The sequence below is a fragment of the Caulobacter sp. GW821-FHT10E02 genome (assembly GCF_059415225.1).
The window spans coordinates 99497-119473 of record NZ_JBWKMV010000001.1; the positions used below are offsets into that span (position 1 = coordinate 99497).

Sequence of the window (19977 nt, forward strand, 5' to 3'; positions counted from 1 at the left end):
GCCCGAAAGGGCTGAGTTCCATATAGACGTTTGAAATCGATCTGACAACGTTGTCACGAAATTATTTCGTGGAACGGTGAAATTTGGAGTGTCGAGCAACGCTGCCCAGCATCGCACCCCCGCTTGTCATCCCGGCCGCAGCGAAGCGGAGAGCCGGGACCCAGGGGCAACCGCATTGCGCCGGCCCCTGGGTCCCGGACAAGCGCTATGCGCTTTCCGGGATGACAAGCTGGGTGGGTTTCGGCTGCGCTTACTTCTTCTTCGCCGCCTGGACCTCGATCTCCACCAGCATGCCGTCTTGGACCAGCGAGGTGATCTGGCTGGTGATGCGGGCGGGCTTGTTGGGCTGGGCGGCCGTGCCGAAGAAGGTCTTGTAGCCCTCCATCATGCCCATGAAGTCCATCTTGCCCTCCTTGGCCGGGTCGCCAACCAGCAGGACGCGCATCATCACGACGTCGGCCATGGTCGCGCCCTGGGTCTTCAGCGCGGCCTCGATGCGGCCCAGCACGCCCAGGGTCTGGGTCTTGGTGTCGCCGAACTTGGCCACGCCCGTGGCCTTCTCGTCGATCACCGGCGGGGTCATGCCCGAGACGTAGATGGTGTCGAAGCCGGCCGGCACGGTGACGACGCTGGCGATGGCGGCCTTGGCGTCGCCGCCACGGACGATCTCCTGGGCGTGGGCGGCGGCGTCAAAGCCGGCGAGGGCGACGATGCTGGCGGCGAGGGCGATGAGGCGTTTCATGATGTCTCTCCCGTTGGAATTTGGATTAGTGGGCCTGCAGGCCGCGCGCCTTGGCGGCGGCCTTGGCGGCGTTGCGGGCGGCCAGGACGTCGGCGGGCTTGATGGCCGAAGCCTTGTTGCCCCACGACGAGCGGACATAGGTCAGGATGGCCGCCAGGTCGGCGTCGGTCAGGTCGTCCTTGAAGGCAGGCATGCCCGCGCGGCCATTGAGCACGGTGGTCATGACGATCTTCGGATCCCCCTGCACGAAGGCCGAGCCGGCCAGGGCCGGGAAGGCGCCCTTGACGCCCTTGCCCGTAGGCTGGTGGCAGGCCGAGCAGTTGTCCAGGAACTGCGACTGCGGGGTGGCGGCCGACGCGAGCGCGGGCAGGGCGAGCGCCGCGACGAGGGCGGCGAGGTGGGTTTTGCTGATCATGGTCTCGGGTCTCAGGCTTGCGACACGCGGGCGTGGATCTTGCCGATCTGCTGCCAGGCGGACTCGATGGCCCCGGCCTGCCAGCCGCCCAGATAGCTGAGGTGCTCGCCGGCCAGGTACAGGCGGCCGTCGGGCTCGCACAGCGTCGGGTAGCAGTCCTTGCGGCCGGTCTCGCCCCACTCGGCCCAGCCGCCCAGATTGTACTCGGCCAGGTGCCAGCTGAAGGAGAAGGCGTTGTCGAAGTTCTCGGCGTATTCCGGGAAGATCTTCTGGCCCGCCGCCACGGCGAAGGCCGCGCGATCGGCCGGGCTCTTGGCGCTGATCTTGGCCGCCTCGCCGCCGAACGCGTAGTAGCCCAGTAGCACGCCCTTCTGTCCCTGCCAGCCATAGGAGGGCAGGGTGATCGAGTTGATGCCGGCCAGGTCCGTATAGATGTGGCCGCCATAGATGTGGTGCTTGTCCTCCCAGAAGCGGTTCTTCATCTGGATGCCGATCTTGTTGACCGGGGCGTAGGCCACGCCTTCCATCGCCGCCTTGAAAGCGGGCGAGGCGTCCAGGTCGATCTGCTTCAGCACGCTGAGCGGTATGGTGCACAGGCAGTAGTCGGCCGTGACCTCGGCCTTCTTGCCGTCGGCGCCCTTGTACGAGACCGTCACGCCGGTCGGCGACTGCTTGATCTTCTCGACGACCGCGCCGTAGCGGATCATCGGGCCGACCTGCTTCTCGAAGGCCTTGGCGATCTGGTCCATGCCGCCGATCGGCTGCAGCATGGTGCGTTGCTGCTCGTAGCCGGTGACCGAGCTCAGGACCTTCCAGGCGCCGCTGTCGAGCACGTCCTTGAAGGCGTAGGGCGGCAGCTCCTTGCCGGGGCCGGGGCTCATGCCCGCGCCCGGATGGATCGAGAAGCCGCGACCTTCGGTGCCCTTGTAGGCGAGGTCCTTGGACAGGCGTCCCTCGGTGACCAGATAGGAGACGAACTTCTCGCGGTCGATGCCGGTCAGCGGCGCGTCCAGTTGGCCCTGGCTGGCGGCCTTGGCGACCAGCTCGGCGGTGTAGCCGCGGATGTCGGCGGCGACCTCGCCCTTGCGCACCGGCTTGCCGGCCAGCGGGCCCTGGCCCTTCTCGAAATAGATGTAGGCCGCGTCGTTGTCGTTGACGAAGCTCTCCAGCGGCACCCCGAACTTCTTGGTGTAGTGCAGGGTCGAGCGGTGGTGGTACGGGATCCGCCACGGGCCGTGGTTGATGTACTGGCCCTCGTCGAACTCGCAGGTCTGCTCGTGGCCGATCAGGTCGGTGTGCTTGAAGCCCTTGCGCGCCGTCTGGCAGCGGCCGCCGGCGTAAGAGCGGGCCTCCAGCACCTGCACCTGATAGCCGGCCTTGCTCAGTTCGTAGGCGGCGGTCATGCCCGCCAGGCCCGCGCCCAGGATGACGATCTTGGTGTTCTTGGCCCCGCCGCTCAGCTCGGGCGGCAGCTCGGTCGCCGAGGCCATGCCGTAGCCCAGCGCCTCCATGCCCGACAGCACCAGCGACATGCCGCCCACCGCGGCCAGGCTTTCGAAGAACCGACGACGTGTGAGCACCCCACCCGCCGAAGACGCGTCCAATCCGCTCATATAATCCCCGCCCTTTGTTGGCCGACGGGCTTCACCGCGTCGGCTGAGGGCATCTCGAAATCCCGGCCCGATCGGCGCAATTCATTTCGGGTTCGTCACGAGGCTGACATGTTAGAAGCCTCGGCATTGGGCGCCGGGGGCGCCCTTTGAGCGATCGGTGTGCGTCGAGATGAAAGAGCTTTCCCTGCGCCTGGCGACTCCCGGGGACATGCCGGTGCTGTCGGCCCTGATGGACCGCGCGATCGGCGAGTTGCTCCAGGCGTTCCTGCCGCCCGAGGGCGTGAAGGCCTCGTTCGAGATCATGGGCCTGGACACCCAGCTGATCGCCGACGGGACCTATTTCGTGGTCGAGGATGCGGGCGAGATCGCCGGCTGCGGCGGCTGGAGCCGGCGCGCCACCCTGTTCGGCGGCGACCACTCGGCCGGCCGCGACGCGGCGCTGCTGGACCCCAAGGTCGACGCCGCCCGGGTGCGGGCGATGTACACGCACCCCGACCATACGCGGAAGGGCGTCGGCCGAGTCGTGCTGGATGCCTGCGAGGCCGCCGCCCGCGCCGAGGGTTTCACGCGCGTCGAGATGGCCGCGACCATGGGCGGCGTGCCGCTGTATCGGGCGTGCGGCTACCACGAGATCGAGCCGTTCGAGGCGGTGACCTCGACGGGCTATCGCGTGCCGCTGATCCGGATGGGGAAGGGGCTCTAGGCCCGCAGGCCGCGCAGCGCGAGTTGGGCGGCTTCGCGTAGATCGGCCTCGCTGGTACCGCCGCGCGCCGAGACTTTCAGGCCCGACCGCAACGCCAGCAGCATCTTGGCCGCCGACTCGGCGTCGAGGCCGGAGTCGAACTGGCCGGCGGCCATGCCGTCGCGGACCCGGTCGGCGAAGGCCGCGATCACAACTACACCAGCGGCGTCGTTCTGGGCGTTGATGTCAGGGTCCGAGCGGCTGAACTCGACGATCGAGCCGACGCCCAGGCAGCCGGTCTCTACATCGGCGCTGGAGCCGAGGCCGACCAGCAGGGCCGCCTCGACGCCCTCGGCCGGCGAGCCCGTGGCCAGCGCCTCGCGCATCTGGGCCAGCGAGTCGGCCGCGTACCGGCGCAGCGCTTCCAGGAACAGCCGCCGCTTGTCGCCGAACGCGCCGTAAAGGCTCTGGCGGGCGATGCCCATGCCTTCGAGCAGGTCGCTGGTCGATGCGGCCTCATAGCCGTGACGCGCGAACACCTTGATCGCGCTGGCGATCGCCTCGTCTCGGTCGAACTCTGAGGGTCTGGCCATAGGGGTATCCTACCATTCCGGACCGGTGAGTCCAGAATATTCTTGACTGATCGGTCTGGAAAGGATCATGAGTTTAGGACCAATCAGTCCAAAACGGAAAACCATCATGTCCATCACCTTCTCGCCCACCGCGCCGGCCCTGGTTTTCGGCGGTTCACGCGGCATGGGCGCCGCCATCGTCCGCCGTCTCGCCGCCGAGGGGCGTCCGATCGCCTTCACCTATGTCAGCTCGCCCGATAAGGCCGCCGCCCTGGTCCAGGACGTCGAGGCGGCCGGCGGGACCGCTCTCGCGATCCAGGCCGATAGCGCCGATGCCGAGGCCGTGCGCGGCGCGGTCGAGGTCGCCGTCGCGCGCTTCGGCAAGCTGGGGGTGCTGGTCGTCAACGCCGGCGTGCTGATCGGCGGGACCATCGATCAGTTCGCGCTCGACGACTTCGACCGCATGCTGGCCGTCAATGTGCGGGGCGTGTTCGCCGCGATCCACTACACCGCGCCACACCTGCTGGACGGCGGCCGCATCGTCACCATCGGCAGCAATACCGCCGAGCGGATCGGCAGTCCGGGCGCCAGCGTCTACGCCATGACCAAGGCCGCCGTGGCCCAGCTGGTGCGCGGGGCTTCGCTGGACTTCGCGCCTCGCCAGATCACCGTCAACAACGTCCAGCCGGGTCCGGTCGAGACCGACATGACCGCAGACCTGATGGATTACATCCGTCCCAAGCTGCCGCTGGGCCGCATCGGCAAGGCCGACGAGATCGCCGACCTGGTCGCCTGGCTGGCGGGTCCGGGCGCGGGCTACATGACCGGCGCCAGCCTGACCATCGACGGCGGCTGGACGGCCTGACGCCCAAGCAAAAGGGGCGGACCTCGCGGCCCGCCCCTTCGCTTATCAGTCTGTGACCCGGCCTTAGAAGGCGTAGGTCAGTCGGCCGTAGTAGTAGCCGCCGTTGATGCCGTAGGGCGAGAAGCCCGGGTACTGGGTCACGCAGCCGCCGCCCGAAGCGATACAGGCGGTCTGGAACGCGGCCGAGAACTTGTCCGGATACTTGTTGAACAGGTTGTTGGCCCCGATCGCGGCGGTGACGCCGACCGGGAACTTGTAGGAGAGCTCGGCGTCGGTGATCGCCGCGCTGCTGGCCACGGTGTCCAGCAGCGGGCCGGTGCCGGGATCCGACAGGGCCGAGGCCTTGCCGTAGAAGGTCTCGGTCAGCGACAGCGACAGCTTGCCGAAGGTGTAGAGGCCGTTCAGGCCGATCTTGTACTTCGGCGCGGCCTTCTCGAGCAGCGAGGCGGCGTTGCCGGCGAACAGGACCTGACCCGTCGGGAAGGCGACGCTGGTGGTGGCGAGCGCCGTCGGGGCGGCCTTGACCTTGGTGATCTTGGTCTTGTTGAAGTTGCCCGACAGCGTCCAGTCGATGCGGCCCATGTCGCCGAGATCGGTCGGATAGGCGACCACGAAGTCGAGGCCGCGGGTGCGGGTGTCCAGGCCGTTCGAGAAGATGTTGATGCCGGTGCTGGCCACCGTGCTGTCCAGCACGTTGCCGTTGGCGGCGATCGCGGCGTTGACGTTGCTGTTGACCACGACGCCGTTGCGCAGGCCGTAGACCGAGCTGGACCCGAAGATGCGGTTCTTCAGGTTGATCTGGTAGGCGTCGATCGTCGCCGTCATCTTCGGGATCGGGTGGGCCACGATGCCGAGGCTGTAGTTCTTCGACTTCTCGGGCTTCAGCCCATCGATGCCCAGCAGGCGGGCCGCCGCGGAGTTCGGGGCCAGCTGCACGAAGGCGCTGGTCGGCGAGACGTTGGTCGCCGAGTAGTAGGATTCCGCCAGGGTCGGGGCGCGGAAGCCGGTCGAGGCCGTGCCGCGGATGGCGAACATCTCGTTGAAGTCATAGCGGCTGGTCAGCTTGGCCACCGTGGTGTCGCCAAAGTCGCTGAACTTCTCGTAGCGGACGGCCGCGTCGATCTTCCACTCCGGAACCGGCGTGGCCGCGACGTCGCCGTACAGCGCCCAGCTGGTGCGCGAATGGCCGCCGGCGTCGGTCTTCTGGAAGCCCGGATAGGACTGCGAGCCTTCCTTGTAGGTCGAGGCGGCGTCGCCCTGGCCGATGCGGTAGGTGTCGCGGCGTTGTTCGTAGCCGAGGGCCACGTTGATCGGGGCCGAGAAACCGACCTCGAAGTCGTGGCGCAGGTCGACGTTGTTGGTCCACTGGGTCGTGCGCCAGCTGCCGGCGTGGAACGAGGTGGGGCTGAAGCCCTTGGTCGTCGTGGTCGAGGTGTCGACATAGAGGCTGGCGTTGGCCGAGTCCTCGACGCGGACCTCGATATCGTCCTTGCCGTAGGTCGACGAGACGTCGAGATCCCAGCCAGCGACCTTGCCCGACACGCCCAGGGTCATGGCGTAGTCGTCCTCGATGATGCGTTCGCGCGGGCTGAAGCCCCTCGGGAACGGCATGTCGAGGGCGGCGCCCATCTTGCCGATGATGCGGTTGTAGCGGCGGTAGTTCTCGTAGGCCGAGGCGTCCTTGTGGCCCAGGGTGCCGAACGAATAGACCTCGAAGTCGGCCGGCAGTTCGATGCCGGCGTTGTAGGTCAGGTTGTTCAGGCGGTACTCGGCGTCACCCGAGATCAGGTTCAGGTTCGGATAGCCGGGGATCTTGCTCTCGACGGCGTTGTTGGCGGCCGAGTAGCCGGGGCTGGCCGGGTTGAACACGCGCTGGTCGGGCAGGCCACGGTTGGAGAAGCCGTGGTATTTGCTCTCGACGGTGATGTTCAGATAGCTGTTCTCGGTCGGCGCCATGCCGATGTTGATCGCGCCGCCGGCTGTCTTGCCGCCGCCGTCGAAATATTCGCCGCCCGTGGCCGAGATCGAGCCGCCCGACGGGTTCTTCTTCAGGATGATGTTGACGACGCCGGCGATGGCGTCGGTGCCGTACTGAGCCGCGGCGCCGTCGGTCAGCACCTCGATGCGGCCGATGCTGGCCATCGGGATGAAGCCGAGGTCGGCGGCGGCAGCGCCTTGATAGACGCCCGACAGCACGGCGAGGTTGCCGGTGGTGTGGCGGCGCTTGCCGTTGACCAGCACCAGGGCCTGGTTGGGCGAGAGGCCGCGCAGGCGGGCCGAAAGGGTCAGGTTGGCGGTGTCGCCGCCGAACGCCTGGGCGTTGAACGACGGGACCAGATTGGCCAGGCCCAGGCGCAGATCGACCGCGCCGGTGCGCTCCAGCGTGCTGGTGTCGACGACCTGGACGGGGGCGGGGCTGTCGATGACGCGCAGGCCAGTCTGGCGCGTGCCGGTGACAATGATGGTGTCGACTTCCGTGCCAGGCGGCTCCGGAGGCGTGTCAGCTGCGAAAGCAAAATCAGAGTATACGAGAGTAACGGATAGCGCAGAAATACCCGCCAAAAGCGCGGGTTTGAAACGCCGAGTCATTAGTAACCCCCTCATTGTCCTTATGGACGTGTGTTGATTCCCTCTTCCATGGCGTTGTTCTCCCCGGACTTTATATTTTTGACGCGGGTACTAAAAATATATCGGGTACTGTCCGATCTATTCAGGGGGATTGAAGTCGTGCGTTTCGGCAATGGCGCATTGAAATAAATCCGCAACACAGCGACCGGCACCCGATGGGCGCCGTTTTGCGCGGCGGCGGAACACGGATTTTGAGCAGAAGGGCGCCGCTTTTTCGCACGCGGAGGCGGTGGTGGACGAAACGGCGCGGTCTGGTTCAGGCGACGAGGCGCATCGGTTCGGCCATCTCGTCGGTATCTTCGGTCTCGAACAGGTCGAAGGCTTCTTCCCAGACGGCCATGCGCGAGTCGCGCAGTTCGGCGTCGTCGGTGATGCGGACGATCTGGTCCTCGCGGTCGTTCCAGACGAGGCCGATGTCGGTGACCCGCTCGGCGTCGCGGCCCAGCAGCAGGAAGATGTCGGCCCGCGCCGCCCGCTCATGGCTGATCCGGCGCAGGGTGCGGCCGCCGCCCAGGTCGCGATGGATGTCGGCGAAGTCGAGCACGGCCGACACCATGGCCTGGTTGACGGGGGCGGCGGCCCAAGGGGAGCAAACAAAGCGCGACATTGGCTTCTCCAGTCTCGACATCCGCAGAATGTGCGGGCATTGCGACAGAAACGGTCGTAAGCTGTACGTCTGTTTGGGGAACGCATGAGACACGAGAAAGCAACGCGCCTGCTGGACCTGGCCCGGATGCTGGCCGGTTCGGCCGAGGGCCTGACCCTGGACGAGATGGCCCAGGCGCTGGATGTCGGCCGTCGCACCGCCGAGCGGATGCGCGACGCCGTCTGGGCCGCCTTCCCGCAGATGGAGGCGATCGACGATCCGCCGACCAAGCGCTTCCGCATCCCCTCGGGTTTGGACAGCCTGTTCCAGACCCCGACCGCCGAGGAGCTGGCGGCCCTGCGCACAGCGGCGGATTCGCTGCGGGCCTCGGGCGCGGAGAGCCGCGCGGCGTCGCTGCATTCCCTGGAGGCCAAGCTGCTGTCGGCCCTGCGCGGTTCGGCCCGCCGCCGCGTGGCCCCCGATGTCGAGGCGCTGGTTCAGGCCGAGATGATCGCCGTCCACGCCGGCCCGCGTCCGTTCGAGGAAGAGTCGGTGCTGGCCACCATCCGCACGGCGATCAAGGGGCTGCAGGCCTTGTCGTTCCGCTACGAGGGCGGCAGCACGCCCGGACGCACGCGGGAGGTGACGCCGCTGGGTGTCCTGTTCGGCCGCAGCAACTATCTGGTGGCGCTGGAGGGGAAGGGCGGCAAGCCGCGCTCGTGGCGCCTGGACCGGATGAGCGACCTCAAAGCGCTCGATAAGCCGGCCCCGCCGCCGGAGGACTTCTCGCTGCAGGCCTTCGCCGCCGAGAGCTTCGGCATCTATCACGACGAGATCCAGGACGTAGTGCTGCGCATCAAGCCCAGGGGCGCCGAGGACGCCTTGCGCTGGCGCTTCCACCCGACCCAGAAGGTCACGCAGGAGGCGGACGGCTCGGTGACGGTCACGTTCCGGGCCGGCGGCATGCGCGAGCTGGCCTGGCACCTCTTCACCTGGGGCGACTCCGTCGAGATCGTCGCGCCTCAGGCCCTCAAGGATAAGATGATCGAGGAACTGCACGAGGCTGGTCGCGCGCACGGGGCGTGGTAGGAGCGGGGATGAACTACCGCCACGCCTTCCACGCCGGCAACTTCGCCGACCTGCACAAGCACGCGATCCTGCTGGCCATGCTGTCGGCCTTGCAGGATGAGAGCCCTGCGCTGGCGGTGATCGACACCCATGCGGGGGCGGGGGCGTACGATCTTTCCGACGAGATGGCGCGCCGTTCGGGCGAGGCTCAGGCGGGGATTTTCCGGTTGATCGCCGAGCCGAACCCGCCGCCCGTCTTCGCGTCCCTGTTGATGGGCGTAAAGACGCTGAGCGGCGGAAAGGGCGTCGAGTACTATCCCGGTTCTCCGCTGGTGATCGGCGCCCATTTGCGCAAGGACGATCGTTATACCGGCTGCGAACTGCGCCCGGACGATGTGGAACTGGCGCGTCGCACCCTGGCGACGATGCCCAATTGCAAGATCCTGCAACAGGACGGCTACGCGACCGCCGTGCAGCAGGCCGGCAAGGGCGGTCGCCCCTTGATCGTCATCGACCCGCCGTTCGAGCGGCCGGACGACTACCAGCAGATCGTGACCACGACCCGTAATGTCCTGGCCCGCGCCCGCGATGCGGCCCTGGCCATCTGGTTGCCGGTCAAGGACCTGGAGACCTTCGACGCGTTCCTGCGCGGGATGGAAACCGTCACGAGTGATCTGCTAGTGGCCGAGCTGCGCCTTCGGCCGCTGACGGACCCCATGAAGATGAACGGCTGCGCGATGGTGATGGTTGGCGCTCCGGCCAGTGTCGACGCCGCGGCCAGCGAGGCTGGCGACTGGATCGCCACGCACCTGGGTGAAAAGGGCGGCCGCTCGCGCGTCTGGCGCACGTGACCCGCCCCAGCTTCGCCGAGGCCCTGCGCGTCTGGTTGAAGGTCGGGTTGCTCGGCTTTGGCGGTCCCGCCGGTCAGATCGCTCTGCTGCACCGGGAAGTGGTCGAGACCCGTGACTGGATCGACGACGACGAGTTCGCCCGGGCCTTGAGCTTCTGCATGCTGCTGCCCGGCCCGGAGGCCCAGCAGCTGGCCACCTGGCTGGGCTGGCGGATGCACGGGATTCGCGGCGGCGTCGCGGCGGGGCTGCTGTTCGTGCTGCCGGGGCTGGCGGTGATGCTGGGCCTCTCGGCGCTTTATGTCGCCCATGGCCGTTCGGACTGGGCCGGGCCGGTGCTGCTGGGCCTGAAGGCGGCGGTGGTCGCGCTGGTCCTGCAGGCCCTGCTGAAGATCGGCCGGCGCACGATCAAGGACCGCACGGCCGCTTTCGTCGCCGGGGCTGCCTTCGCGGTGATGGCCTTCACGACCCTGCCGTTCCCGCTGGTGATCATCTGCGCCGGGGCGTTCGGCTGGCTGACCGCCACGGGCGGCGAGGGCAAGGCGTCACCGCCCGCCCCGCCGCTGAAGGGGCAGGCCAGGACGGCCTTTGTATGCCTGGCGCTGTGGCTGGCCCCGATCGCCATGGCCTGGATGATCGCGCCAAGCTCCGTCCTGGCCTGGATGGGCCTGACTTTCGGCGGTTTGGCCGCGATCAGCTTCGGCGGCGCCTATGCGGCCCTGGCCTATATCGGCCAGACGGCCTCGGCCCTGGGCTGGCTGTCGCCGACCCAGATGCTGGACGGCCTAGGCCTGGCCGAGACCACGCCGGGGCCGCTGATCCTGGTCTTCGTCTTCGTCGGCTTCGTCGGCGCCTTCCAGACCGCGCCGCCCGAGTGGGCCTGGGTCCTGGCCGTGCTGGGCGGGCTGATGGCCGCCTGGACGACCTTCGCGCCGTCGTTCCTATGGATCTTCGCCGGCGGGCCTTTGTTCGAGCGCTGGGGCCGCCGGCCCAAGCCCGCGAGGGCCCTGGCCATGATCTCGGCCGCCGCCGTTGGCGTGATCGGTCAGCTGGCGCTGTGGTTCGCCATCCACCTGCTGTTCCGCAGCGGTCAGACGATGGAGGTTGCGGGCCTGCTCAGCGTCATGCTGCCGGACGTCGGAAGCCTGAACCTGGCGGCCCTGGGCCTGACCGTCCTGGCCCTGGCGCTGACCTTCGCCACGCGCCTGCCGATGCTGGCGATGATCGGCATCCTGGTGCTCGCGGGCGCGCTCCTGAAGGTGTTCGGCGCGAGTTGACCTAAGGTCAGCATTTTTGCGCTTGCGAACGAATTTTCCGTGTTATGCTGCACCGCAATAGATCGCGGTTGTCAGCCCAACGGAGCGCGCCATGGTTTCGATCTTCTCCTTCCTTCCCGACCACACGGCCGAAAAGACCGAGTCTCCAGCCGCGCCCCACCTGGCGATCGGCATGGCCTCGCCGCTGTGGCTGATGTTCGGCGGCGCGGCCGCCGCTGGCGCCACCTACTGGTGGTGGACGAACCGCTGGCGCGAGGCGGTCAATCTGGAAGCGTTGATGGCGCTGGCTCCCGAGCCGGTCGCCCCGCCGGCCCAGGCCGTGGCCGTGCTGGACGCGCAGCCGGAACCGATCCTGCAAGCCGTCACCGAGCCGGTCGTCGAAGCCGTCGCCCTGGTCGCCGAGACCACCGAGACAGTCCTCGACGCCACGCAGGAGATCGCCGAGGCCGCCGCCGAGCCGCTGATCGAGACCGTGGTCGCCGCTAACGAAGACGTCGCCGAAGCGGTGATCGAACCCGTCGTCGCGGCCGAGCCGGTCGTGACCGAGGCCGTCGAAGCCGCGCCCGCCGCCGTTGAAGCCGCGCTCGATGATCTGACCAAGCTGGTCGGTGTCGGTCCCAAGCTGGCGGCCTCGCTGGCCGATCTGGGCGTCACCAAGTTCAGCCAGATCGCCGCCTGGACGCCGGACGAGCTGTCCTCGTTCGACCAACTGCTGAACCTGAAGGGGCGCGCCGAGCGCGAAGCCTGGATCGATCAGGCCAAGCGTTTCTCGGAAGCTTAAGGCCTAGAGGACGACGGCGGTCCCGGACACCGAGACCATCATCATCTGGGCGTTGGGGCCGACCGTGTTGTAGTCGAGGTCGACGGCCAGGATGGCGTTGGCCCCGACCTTCTCGGCTTCCTTCACGAGCGCCTTCAGGGCGTCCTCGCGGGCGCGGGCCAGTACGCGCTCGTACGACTTGGAGTGGCCGCCGATGAAGTCGCGGATGGCCGCCAGCAGATCGAGCACGACATTCGCGCCCAGGATCGACTGGGCATAGATCGCGCCCTTGTACTCCTGGACCGGTCGGCCCTCGATGAACGGCGTGGTCGAGATCAGCATCCGGGAATCCTGGCGCGAGAACGCGGTTAACTTAGGCGCAAACGCGGCCATTCGCGAGGGGCTCCCTCGAAACGCGAGACTTTCCATCACGCCGTTCGCCCAAAGGGGGAATCTGGCGGGTCAGCCCTTCCTGTGCGGCCGTGCTTCGGGCAGATTGCCCGCGTTTACCGCGTCCGGAGCCGCCTGGTGATCTTCGCGAAATCGCATGTCGAACTGCACAACATCCGCAACAACGTGGAGCGGGTGAAGAAGCTGTCCGACAACGTCGTCGGCGTCGGGCCTTTGGGCATCGGCCTGGACGGCCTGCTGACCTGGATCCCGGGGGCGGGCGAGCTCTACAGCCTGGGCGCCGGCAGCCTGATCGTGCTGGACGCCGTCCGCGCGCGCGCCGCGCCGATGATCGTCATCCAGATCTGCGCCATCATCCTGATCGACACGGTGGCCGGCTCGATCCCCGTGGCCGGCAAGGCGCTGGACGTGCTGTTCACCGGCCACAAGTGGTCGGCCGACATGCTGACCCGGCACATGGACGACACGATCTATTTCGAGGGCGCGCGCAAGGACGTGCAAGGCACCCAGGAGTACCGGGACCTGCTGGCCCGCATCCAGGCCGGCAAGGAAAAGCGCCGGGTCGTCTTCCTGGGTTAGAAACCCAACACAACCATTGGCGAGGCGGGGCGTTCAGGGAAGCATGACCGACGACATCTCCGTCACCTCCGGCTATTCCGACGCCCACGCGGACCGCCGCGCCAAGGCCCATCGCGCCTGGCGGTCGGCCGAGACGATCAAGCGTGTCTCCGACCGTCTGATCGGCATCGGGCCCTTTGGCCTCGGCTTGGACGGCGTGCTGGCCTGGGTGCCGGGCGTGGGCTTGGCCTACGGGCTCGGCGCGGGAGCGTTCCTGATGATGCATGCTTTCCACGCGGGTGCGTCGGCGGGGACCTTGGCGCGGATGGCGGCTTATTTGGCGGCGGATAACCTCTCCGACACCGTCCCCGGCCTGGGCTGGGCGATCGACACCCTGTTCCCCGGCCACCTGATGGCCGCCAAGGCGCTGCAAAAAGACATCGAGAGCCGCCACGGCCTCCCCGAGGAGATCGCCTTCGAACGGTCGCAGAAGAAGCGCGGCCTGTTCGGGCGCAAGAAGGCCTAGCGCGCCTTAAGCCGCCGTGCCCTGGCTGTAGCCCAGCTGGATGTTCAGCTTTTCCAGCACCTCGATGGCCGCTTCGGCGATGACCGTGCCGGGGGGGAAGATGCTGGCGGCGCCGGCGTCCAGCAGAGCCTGGAAGTCCTGCGGCGGGATCACGCCGCCGACCACCACTACGATGTCGGAGCGGTCGCGCTTGGCCAGTTCGGCCTTCAGTTCCGGCACCAGGGTCAGGTGGCCGGCCGCCAGCGACGAAGCGCCGACCACGTGGACCCCCGCGGCGATGGCTTCGTCGGCGGCCTCGGCCGGGGTCTGGAACAGCGGGCCGATCTCGACCTGGAAGCCGAGGTCGGCGAAGGCGCTGGAAATGACCTTCTGGCCGCGGTCGTGGCCATCCTGGCCCATCTTGGCGACCATGATGCGCGGCGCGCCGCCGTGGGCTTCGCGGAAGGCGGCGACCATGGCGCGGGCGCGGGCGGCCTTGGGATCGGCGCCGGCCTCCTTGCCGTAGACGCCCTCGATGGCCTGGATCACGGCGCGGTGGCGGCCGAAGACCTTCTCCATCGCCAGGCTGATCTCGCCGACCGTGGCCTTGGCGCGGGCGGCGTCGACGGCCAGGGCTAGGAGGTTGCCCGTCCCGCGCGCGCCGTCTTCCAGCGCCTTCAGGGCGGCTTCGGTCGCGGCCGGATCGCGCTCGGCCTTCAGGCGCGCCAGCTTTTCCAGCTGCTGGGCGCGCACGGAGCCGTTGTCGACCTTGAGCATCGGGATGACGTCCTCGACCTCGGGCTTGTAGCGATTGACGCCGACCACGCTCTGGCGATTGGCGTCGATGCGGGCCTGGGTCTTGGCGGCGGCTTCCTCGATGCGCAGCTTGGGGATGCCCTGCTCGATGGCCTTGGCCATGCCGCCGGCCGCCTCGACCTCCTCGATGTGGGCGAGGGCCTTCTGGGCCAGGTCGTGGGTCAGGCGCTCGACGTAATAGCTGCCGCCCCAGGGGTCGGCGACGCGGGTCGTGCCGCTCTCCATCTGCAGGAACAGCTGGGTGTTGCGGGCGATGCGGGCCGAGAAGTCGGTCGGCAGGGCCAGGGCCTCGTCCAGGGCGTTGGTGTGCAGGCTCTGGGTCTGGCCGTTCACGGCGGCCATGGCCTCGACGCAGGTGCGCGAGACATTGTTGAACACGTCCTGGGCGGCCAGCGACCAGCCGCTGGTCTGGCTGTGGGTGCGCAAGGACAGCGAGCGGTCGTCCTTGGGCTCGAACTCGCGCTTCATCAGGCGGGCCCACAGCAGGCGAGCCGCGCGCATCTTCGCGACCTCCATGAAGTAGTTCATGCCGATCGCCCAGAAGAACGACAGGCGCGGGGCGAAGACGTCGATGCTCATGCCGGCCGCGACGCCGGCGCGGGCGTATTCGATGCCGTCGGCCAGGGTGTAGGCCAGCTCCAGGTCGGCCGTCGCGCCGGCCTCCTGCATGTGGTAGCCGCTGATCGAGATCGAGTTGAACTTGGGCATGTTCGCCGAGGTGAAGGCGAAGATGTCCGAGATGATCCGCATCGAGGGCGCGGGCGGATAGATGTAGGTGTTCCGCACCATGAACTCTTTGAGGATGTCGTTCTGGATCGTCCCCGACAGCTTGTCGGGCGAGACTCCCTGTTCCTCGGCCGCGACGATGTAGAGCGCCAGGATCGGCAGCACGGCGCCGTTCATGGTCATCGACACGCTCATCTTGTCGAGCGGGATGCCGCTGAAGAGCGTGCGCATGTCGAGGATCGAGTCGATGGCCACGCCGGCCATGCCGACATCGCCCTTCACCCGCTCGTGGTCGCTGTCATAGCCGCGGTGGGTGGCCAGGTCGAAGGCCACCGACAGGCCCATCTGACCGGCCGCCAGGTTGCGGCGGTAGAAGGCGTTTGAGTCCTCGGCCGTCGAGAAGCCGGCGTACTGGCGCACCGTCCACGGGTTGGTCACGTACATGGTCGGGTAGGGGCCGCGCACATAGGGCGCGACGCCCGGGAAGCCGCCGGTGAAGTCCAGGTCCGCCACATCGTCGGCGTCGAAAGCCGGCGCGACCGCGACGCCCTCGGGCGTGTTCCAGGCCTCACCTTCCGGAGCGGGCGCGGAGGCGACTTCAGCGAAGTCGATGGTGGTGAAGTCGGGGAACTTGCTCATGGCTTACGCTCCCTCGAAGGCGGCGGCGAAGCGGACCGGCGTCAGGGCCGGGCAATGGCTGTCGGGGCCGGGCAGGCGGACATCGGGGCCGGTGACGGCGACGGCCTCGGGCGTCTCGACCTCCGGCGTCTTGTCGTCGGCGTTGGGGAAGACGGTGACGCCGAGGATCTTGCGGCTCTTGTCGGCGAAGGCGGCTTCCTGGGCGGCGCGGGTGCTCGCCACCGCGTCGGCGACCAGGCCGCTTTCCAGCGCCTTGATGATCCCGCCTGCGGCCTCGATCGCCTGGAAGCCGCCCCAGGCGGCGCGGGCCATCTGGTCGGTCAGGCTGTCCAGGTACCAGGCCCCGCCGGCCGGATCGGCGACGCGGCCCAGATTGCTCTCTTCCATCAGGACCAGCTGGGTGTTGCGGGCCTGGCGACGGGCGAAGGCGGTGGGCAGGCCGATGGCGTCGGTGAAGGCGTCCAGCAGGATGACGTCCGCCCCGCCGACCGCGCCGGCGAATCCAGCCGAGGTCAGGCGCAGCAGGTTGGTCCAGGCGTCGGCCTTGGCCAGCATCCGGCGCGAGGAGCGGACCTCGATCCTCGGCGCGACCTCGACGCCGCAAGCCTGGGTCAGCCGGGCCCACATCGCCTTGGCCGCGCGGACCTTGGCGACGCCGGTGAAATATTCCCCGTCCAGGCTGACACCGAGCACGATCCGACCGAAGGCGTCTTCCATTGAAAGGCCCTGGCGGACCAGGGCCTTGGCGTAGGTCAGGGCGCTGGCGGTCATCATCGCCAGCTCCTCGGTGTTAGACCCGCCGGCCTCGTGGGCGGCGCGGCCGGTGGCCAGGAACAGGCTGGCCTTGACGTAGGTCTGGGCCAGACGCGAGGCGACCGTGGCGGCGTTGAAGACGTGGCTCTCGATCGGGCCAGGACTGACGCCGGCGATCGCGAAGGCGGTGAGGGGATCCAGGTGGAACGCTAGCGGCGCGTTCGGCGCGGCCTTGGCCAGTGCGCCCAGCCAGTCGGCGGCCTTGGGGCCCAGGAAGCCGGCGTCCAGGGCGACGGGGGCGAGGTCGATCAGCACGCCCGACAGCGCCTTGGCCAAGTCGTCGGCCGAGCCGACCGCGACGCCATTCACGCCGGTCGGATCGAGTTGCAGCAGCACCGAGGCCGCGCCGTTCTCAAGATCCGTCAGGACGTCCTTGGCGGTATGCGACACGTCGGGATGAGCGGCGCGGACGCGCAGGTCCCAGGGCCGCTCGGGATCACGGGCGCGCAGGTCGCGGGCCACGGCGACGCCGTCCTGGGCGGTGTAGAGCGGCTGGATCGTCAGGCCGTCGGGCGTCTTCACCGTGAGGGCGTCGTCGAAGCTCTGGCCCTTCAGAGTCTTCTCGACGAGGGCCATCCAGCGGGCGCGCGTCGCGTCGTCGCCTTGGGCGCCAAAATCCTCGGCCAGGGACGTCGTCGGCACGGTCAAAGCGTCTCTCTCCTGCGGTGCAGCATTTTTTGTCTTTTGGACCGTGATGCGCTCCTGCCCTTACGGCCGTCAAGTCTTGCGCCGGAACCAAACGCGCGTTTAATCTGATCGGTGATCACATATGTCGGCGCTCCAGACCGACTCCAAAGGGGAACTCCTCCATGGCTCTGCCGCCGATCCTGCGCGACCGCCTGCGCCTGCCGGTCATCGCCTCGCCGCTGTTCATCATCAGCAATCCGGACCTGGTCATCGCCCAGTGCAAGGCCGGCATTGTCGGGTCCTTCCCATCGCTGAACGCCCGTCCGATCTCGCAGCTGGACGAGTGGCTGCACCGCATCACCGAGGAACTGGCCGCTCACGACAAGGCCCACCCCGAAGCCCCGTCGGCGCCGTTCGCGGTCAACCAGATCGTCCACAAGACCAACAACCGGCTCGAGGAGGACATCGAGCTGTGCGTGAAGCACAAGGTCCCGGTGGTCATTACCTCGCTGGGCGCTCGTGAAGACCTCAATGGCGCGATCCATTCGTATGGCGGCATCACCCTGCATGACGTCATCAACGACCGGCACGCGCACAAAGCCATCGAGAAGGGCGCCGACGGCCTGATCCCGGTCGCGGCCGGCGCCGGCGGTCACGCCGGCGTCCTGTCGCCGTTCGCCCTGATCCAGGAGATCCGCCAGTGGTTCGACGGGCCGGTGGCGCTGTCGGGCTCGATCGCCTCGGGCCGGTCGATCCTGGCCGCCCAGGCCATGGGCGCGGACCTGGCCTATATCGGCTCGGCCTTCATCGCGACCGAAGAAGCCAACGCCATCGAGGGCTACAAGCAGGGCATCGTCGAGGGCCGCGCCGACGGCATCGTCTATTCGAACCTGTTTACCGGCGTGCACGGCAACTATCTGCGCTCGTCGATCGTGGCGGCGGGCCTGGATCCGGAGAACCTGCCGGTCAGCGATCCGTCCAAGATGAGCTTCGGCTCGGGCGGCAACCAGGAGGCCAAGGCCTGGCGTGACATCTGGGGTTCGGGCCAGGGCATCGGCGCGATCGACGAGGTGCTGCCGGCCGCCGAACTCATCGCCAAGTTCGCGGCGGAGTACGAGCAGGCCAAGGCCGAACTGGCAGCCAAGACGGCGCTGACCTCCGGAAATCATTTGGCTTTCGCCGCCGAATAGGCGGGTGGAGCACGGGGACGGAGCACGCTTCGTCCCCGGCCTTCGCGGCGACGTGATGCTGGGCGCGACTTCAACCCGCTCCCGGAGCCGCTCATGTTCGACGACGTCACGCCTCGCCTCGGCCTGCCCTATGTGGTCGCCGCCCAGGCGCAGAAACACATTCCCATCAATGAGAGCCTCGCCCGGCTGGACGGTCTGGTGCAGCTGGCCGTCGAGAGCCGGTCGGTCACGGTTCAGCCCGCCAACCCCGTCAGAGGCGGCGTCTGGATCGCCGCCTGGTCCGGTCCGCCCGCCGGGACCCTGATGCGCTTCGAGGCCGGAGCCTGGGAGGCACTCGCTCCGGCCGAGGGCGTGCTGGCCTGGATCAAGGACGAGAACCAGATGGTCGCGTTCGACGGCGCGGCCTGGGTCCCGCTGTCGGCGACGTTCCGCAGCACCGTGGCGGCTCAGACGCCCAGCCTCGCCAACACCCGCTTGGAGGTCCTGGAGCAGGAGGTCACGCTGTCCGGCGTCTCGACCGCCACCAGCATCGCCATCCCCAACCGCGCCATCGTGTTGGCCGTCTCGACCCGGACCACGGCCGCGATCACTGGCGCTGCCTCGTACAACTGCGGGGTCTCGGGCGAGGTCAACAAGTTCGGCGGCTCGCTGGGCGTCGCCAAGAATTCCAGCAACATCGGGGTGGTCGGGCCGACCGCCTACTATGCCGACACGCCGGTGCTGATCAGCGCCATCGGCGGGGCCTTCGTCACCGGCAAGGTGCAGGTGGCCATCCACGTTCTGAGGTTCGACCCGCCGGCTGCGGTCGCCTGACGCGTTGACGGCGGCGGCTCAGGCGGCTACACGCCCCTCACCTTTGGGGAGTAGCCGCCCGCATCTATCAGCGGGCCCCGCCGTCAACACACTTGCTTCTTCGGGAGCATGGCGCGGGGAAGGGAAGCGACGTTGAGCTTCCTTGGCGAGACCAATGGCGCCGATTTTCATCCGGGCCGGGTGGACGTCGACGCTATTGGCATGCGCCCGGCCCGGAGGACTATCTCAGTGGAAAGCCTGCTCGTCTCGACCCTGGTCGTGGCCATCGCCGAAATTGGCGACAAGACCCAACTGCTGGCCATCATCCTGGCCACGCGGTTCAAGAAACCGATCCCGATCATCATGGGTATCCTGGTCGCCACCCTGGCCAACCACGCCCTGGCCGCCACCGCCGGTTACTGGGTCGCCGACTTCCTGAGCGGCGCCTGGTTCAAGTGGGCCATCGCCATCTCGTTCATCGCCATGGCCGCCTGGGCCCTGATCCCCGATAAGGCCGATGATGAAGAGGGCCAGAGCGCGGGCCGCTACGGCGTCTTCGTGACCACGGCCATCGCCTTCTTCCTGGTCGAGATGGGCGACAAGACCCAGATCGCCACGGTCGCCCTGGGCGCCAAGTTCCACTCGATCTTCTGGGTCGCCGCCGGCACGACGCTGGGCATGATGCTGGCCAATGTCCCGGCCGTGTATCTGGGCGAGGCCGCGACCAAGATCGTGCCGCTGAAGTACGTGCGGATGGGCGCGGCGCTGATCTTCCTCCTGCTGGGTATCTGGCAGGTGGCCGAACTGACGGGGCTGTTGAAGTAGACACCCCAACGGCTATGAG

At 68.0% G+C, this 19977-nt stretch carries 20 protein-coding genes, 1 pseudogene and 1 riboswitch; of the genes and pseudogenes, 12 read left to right on the forward strand and 9 right to left on the reverse strand.

Going from position 1 to position 19977, the window contains the following annotated elements; translation table 11 throughout:
• Positions 1 to 88: 88 nt before the first annotated feature.
• Positions 89 to 226: pseudogene (locus AC07NI_RS00515) on the forward strand (hypothetical protein); the annotation flags it as partial.
• 24 nt (positions 227 to 250) lie between these two features.
• Here the strand turns inward: AC07NI_RS00515 and AC07NI_RS00520 are convergent.
• The 3 genes from AC07NI_RS00520 to AC07NI_RS00530 are packed head-to-tail and all read right to left on the reverse strand — an operon-like array spanning position 251 to position 2770.
• The gene (locus tag AC07NI_RS00520) at positions 251 to 742 is read right to left on the reverse strand and encodes a RidA family protein (protein ID WP_494614850.1); all 492 of its coding nucleotides are present in this window, start codon (positions 740 to 742) and stop codon (positions 251 to 253) included.
• A gap of 25 nt (positions 743 to 767) precedes the next feature.
• The gene (locus AC07NI_RS00525; RefSeq protein WP_494614851.1) at positions 768 to 1157 is read right to left on the reverse strand and encodes a c-type cytochrome; all 390 of its coding nucleotides are present in this window, start codon (positions 1155 to 1157) and stop codon (positions 768 to 770) included.
• Positions 1158 to 1168: 11 nt separating this feature from the next.
• On the reverse strand, positions 1169 to 2770 hold the full coding sequence (locus AC07NI_RS00530) for a flavin monoamine oxidase family protein (protein WP_494614852.1): 1602 nt from the start codon (positions 2768 to 2770) through the stop codon (positions 1169 to 1171).
• 169 nt (positions 2771 to 2939) lie between these two features.
• On the opposite strand from AC07NI_RS00530, the gene AC07NI_RS00535 reads away from it, so the two are divergent.
• A complete protein-coding gene (locus tag AC07NI_RS00535) occupies positions 2940 to 3473 on the forward strand; it encodes a GNAT family N-acetyltransferase (protein WP_494614853.1) in 534 nt (177 codons plus the stop codon).
• Here AC07NI_RS00535 and AC07NI_RS00540 read toward each other — a convergent pair.
• The gene (locus AC07NI_RS00540; RefSeq protein WP_494614854.1) at positions 3470 to 4045 is read right to left on the reverse strand and encodes a TetR/AcrR family transcriptional regulator; all 576 of its coding nucleotides are present in this window, start codon (positions 4043 to 4045) and stop codon (positions 3470 to 3472) included. The two genes, AC07NI_RS00535 and AC07NI_RS00540, sit on opposite strands and share 4 nt — an antisense overlap.
• Positions 4046 to 4151: 106 nt before the next feature.
• Between AC07NI_RS00540 and AC07NI_RS00545 the strand changes: the two genes are divergently transcribed.
• On the forward strand, positions 4152 to 4889 hold the full coding sequence (locus tag AC07NI_RS00545) for an SDR family oxidoreductase (protein ID WP_494614855.1): 738 nt from the start codon (positions 4152 to 4154) through the stop codon (positions 4887 to 4889).
• Between the two features lie 63 nt (positions 4890 to 4952).
• Here AC07NI_RS00545 and AC07NI_RS00550 read toward each other — a convergent pair whose 3' ends face one another.
• Positions 4953 to 7478 (reverse strand): TonB-dependent receptor plug domain-containing protein, encoded by a 2526-nt coding sequence (locus AC07NI_RS00550; protein WP_494614856.1) that lies wholly within the window; start codon positions 7476 to 7478, stop codon positions 4953 to 4955.
• Positions 7479 to 7773: 295 nt separating this feature from the next.
• Positions 7774 to 8124, reverse strand: coding sequence for a hypothetical protein (locus tag AC07NI_RS00555; RefSeq protein ID WP_494614857.1), 351 nt, complete (start codon positions 8122 to 8124; stop codon positions 7774 to 7776).
• 84 nt (positions 8125 to 8208) lie between these two features.
• Here AC07NI_RS00555 and AC07NI_RS00560 point away from each other — a divergent pair, with 84 nt between their 5' ends.
• The 4 genes from AC07NI_RS00560 to phaH all read left to right on the forward strand — a co-directional run bounded on the left by AC07NI_RS00560 (position 8209) and on the right by phaH (position 12077).
• Positions 8209 to 9192, forward strand: coding sequence for a helix-turn-helix transcriptional regulator (locus AC07NI_RS00560; protein WP_494614858.1), 984 nt, complete (start codon positions 8209 to 8211; stop codon positions 9190 to 9192).
• Positions 9193 to 9200: 8 nt separating this feature from the next.
• Positions 9201 to 10022, forward strand: coding sequence for a 23S rRNA (adenine(2030)-N(6))-methyltransferase RlmJ (gene rlmJ, locus AC07NI_RS00565; RefSeq protein WP_494614859.1), 822 nt, complete (start codon positions 9201 to 9203; stop codon positions 10020 to 10022).
• Entirely contained in the window at positions 10019 to 11296 is a 1278-nt protein-coding gene (gene chrA, locus AC07NI_RS00570; protein ID WP_494614860.1) for a chromate efflux transporter, read from the forward strand. Before rlmJ ends, chrA begins: the two co-directional genes overlap by 4 nt.
• 91 nt (positions 11297 to 11387) lie before the next feature.
• On the forward strand, positions 11388 to 12077 hold the full coding sequence (phaH, locus tag AC07NI_RS00575; RefSeq protein ID WP_494614861.1) for a phasin PhaH: 690 nt from the start codon (positions 11388 to 11390) through the stop codon (positions 12075 to 12077).
• Positions 12078 to 12080: 3 nt separating this feature from the next.
• Here the strand turns inward: phaH and AC07NI_RS00580 are convergent, their stop codons facing one another.
• The gene (locus tag AC07NI_RS00580) at positions 12081 to 12398 is read right to left on the reverse strand and encodes a heavy metal-binding domain-containing protein (protein ID WP_494614862.1); all 318 of its coding nucleotides are present in this window, start codon (positions 12396 to 12398) and stop codon (positions 12081 to 12083) included.
• A gap of 183 nt (positions 12399 to 12581) precedes the next feature.
• Here AC07NI_RS00580 and AC07NI_RS00585 point away from each other — a divergent pair, with 183 nt between their 5' ends.
• Together AC07NI_RS00585 and AC07NI_RS00590 are read left to right on the forward strand one after the other, a co-directional pair.
• Complete coding sequence (locus AC07NI_RS00585) at positions 12582 to 13046, forward strand: DUF4112 domain-containing protein (protein ID WP_494618191.1); 465 nt, start codon at positions 12582 to 12584, stop codon at positions 13044 to 13046.
• A gap of 43 nt (positions 13047 to 13089) precedes the next feature.
• The gene (locus AC07NI_RS00590; RefSeq protein WP_494614863.1) at positions 13090 to 13551 is read left to right on the forward strand and encodes a DUF4112 domain-containing protein; all 462 of its coding nucleotides are present in this window, start codon (positions 13090 to 13092) and stop codon (positions 13549 to 13551) included.
• Between the two features lie 6 nt (positions 13552 to 13557).
• Here the strand turns inward: AC07NI_RS00590 and scpA are convergent, their stop codons facing one another.
• Together scpA and AC07NI_RS00600 are read right to left on the reverse strand one after the other, a co-directional pair.
• Entirely contained in the window at positions 13558 to 15711 is a 2154-nt protein-coding gene (gene scpA / locus AC07NI_RS00595; protein WP_494614864.1) for a methylmalonyl-CoA mutase, read from the reverse strand.
• A gap of 3 nt (positions 15712 to 15714) precedes the next feature.
• The gene (locus AC07NI_RS00600) at positions 15715 to 17100 is read right to left on the reverse strand and encodes a methylmalonyl-CoA mutase subunit beta (protein WP_494618193.1); all 1386 of its coding nucleotides are present in this window, start codon (positions 17098 to 17100) and stop codon (positions 15715 to 15717) included.
• A gap of 233 nt (positions 17101 to 17333) precedes the next feature.
• Here AC07NI_RS00600 and AC07NI_RS00605 point away from each other — a divergent pair, with 233 nt between their 5' ends.
• From AC07NI_RS00605 to AC07NI_RS00615, 3 genes are all read left to right on the forward strand, one after another.
• On the forward strand, positions 17334 to 18341 hold the full coding sequence (locus AC07NI_RS00605) for an NAD(P)H-dependent flavin oxidoreductase (protein ID WP_494614865.1): 1008 nt from the start codon (positions 17334 to 17336) through the stop codon (positions 18339 to 18341).
• 93 nt (positions 18342 to 18434) lie between these two features.
• Positions 18435 to 19154: a DUF2793 domain-containing protein gene (locus tag AC07NI_RS00610; RefSeq protein WP_494614866.1), complete on the forward strand. Its 720-nt coding sequence runs from the start codon at positions 18435 to 18437 to the stop codon at positions 19152 to 19154.
• 33 nt (positions 19155 to 19187) lie between these two features.
• A riboswitch (yybP-ykoY riboswitch) is annotated at positions 19188 to 19298 on the forward strand.
• 84 nt (positions 19299 to 19382) lie between these two features.
• Positions 19383 to 19958 (forward strand): TMEM165/GDT1 family protein, encoded by a 576-nt coding sequence (locus tag AC07NI_RS00615; protein ID WP_494614867.1) that lies wholly within the window; start codon positions 19383 to 19385, stop codon positions 19956 to 19958.
• Positions 19959 to 19977 lie beyond the last annotated feature (19 nt).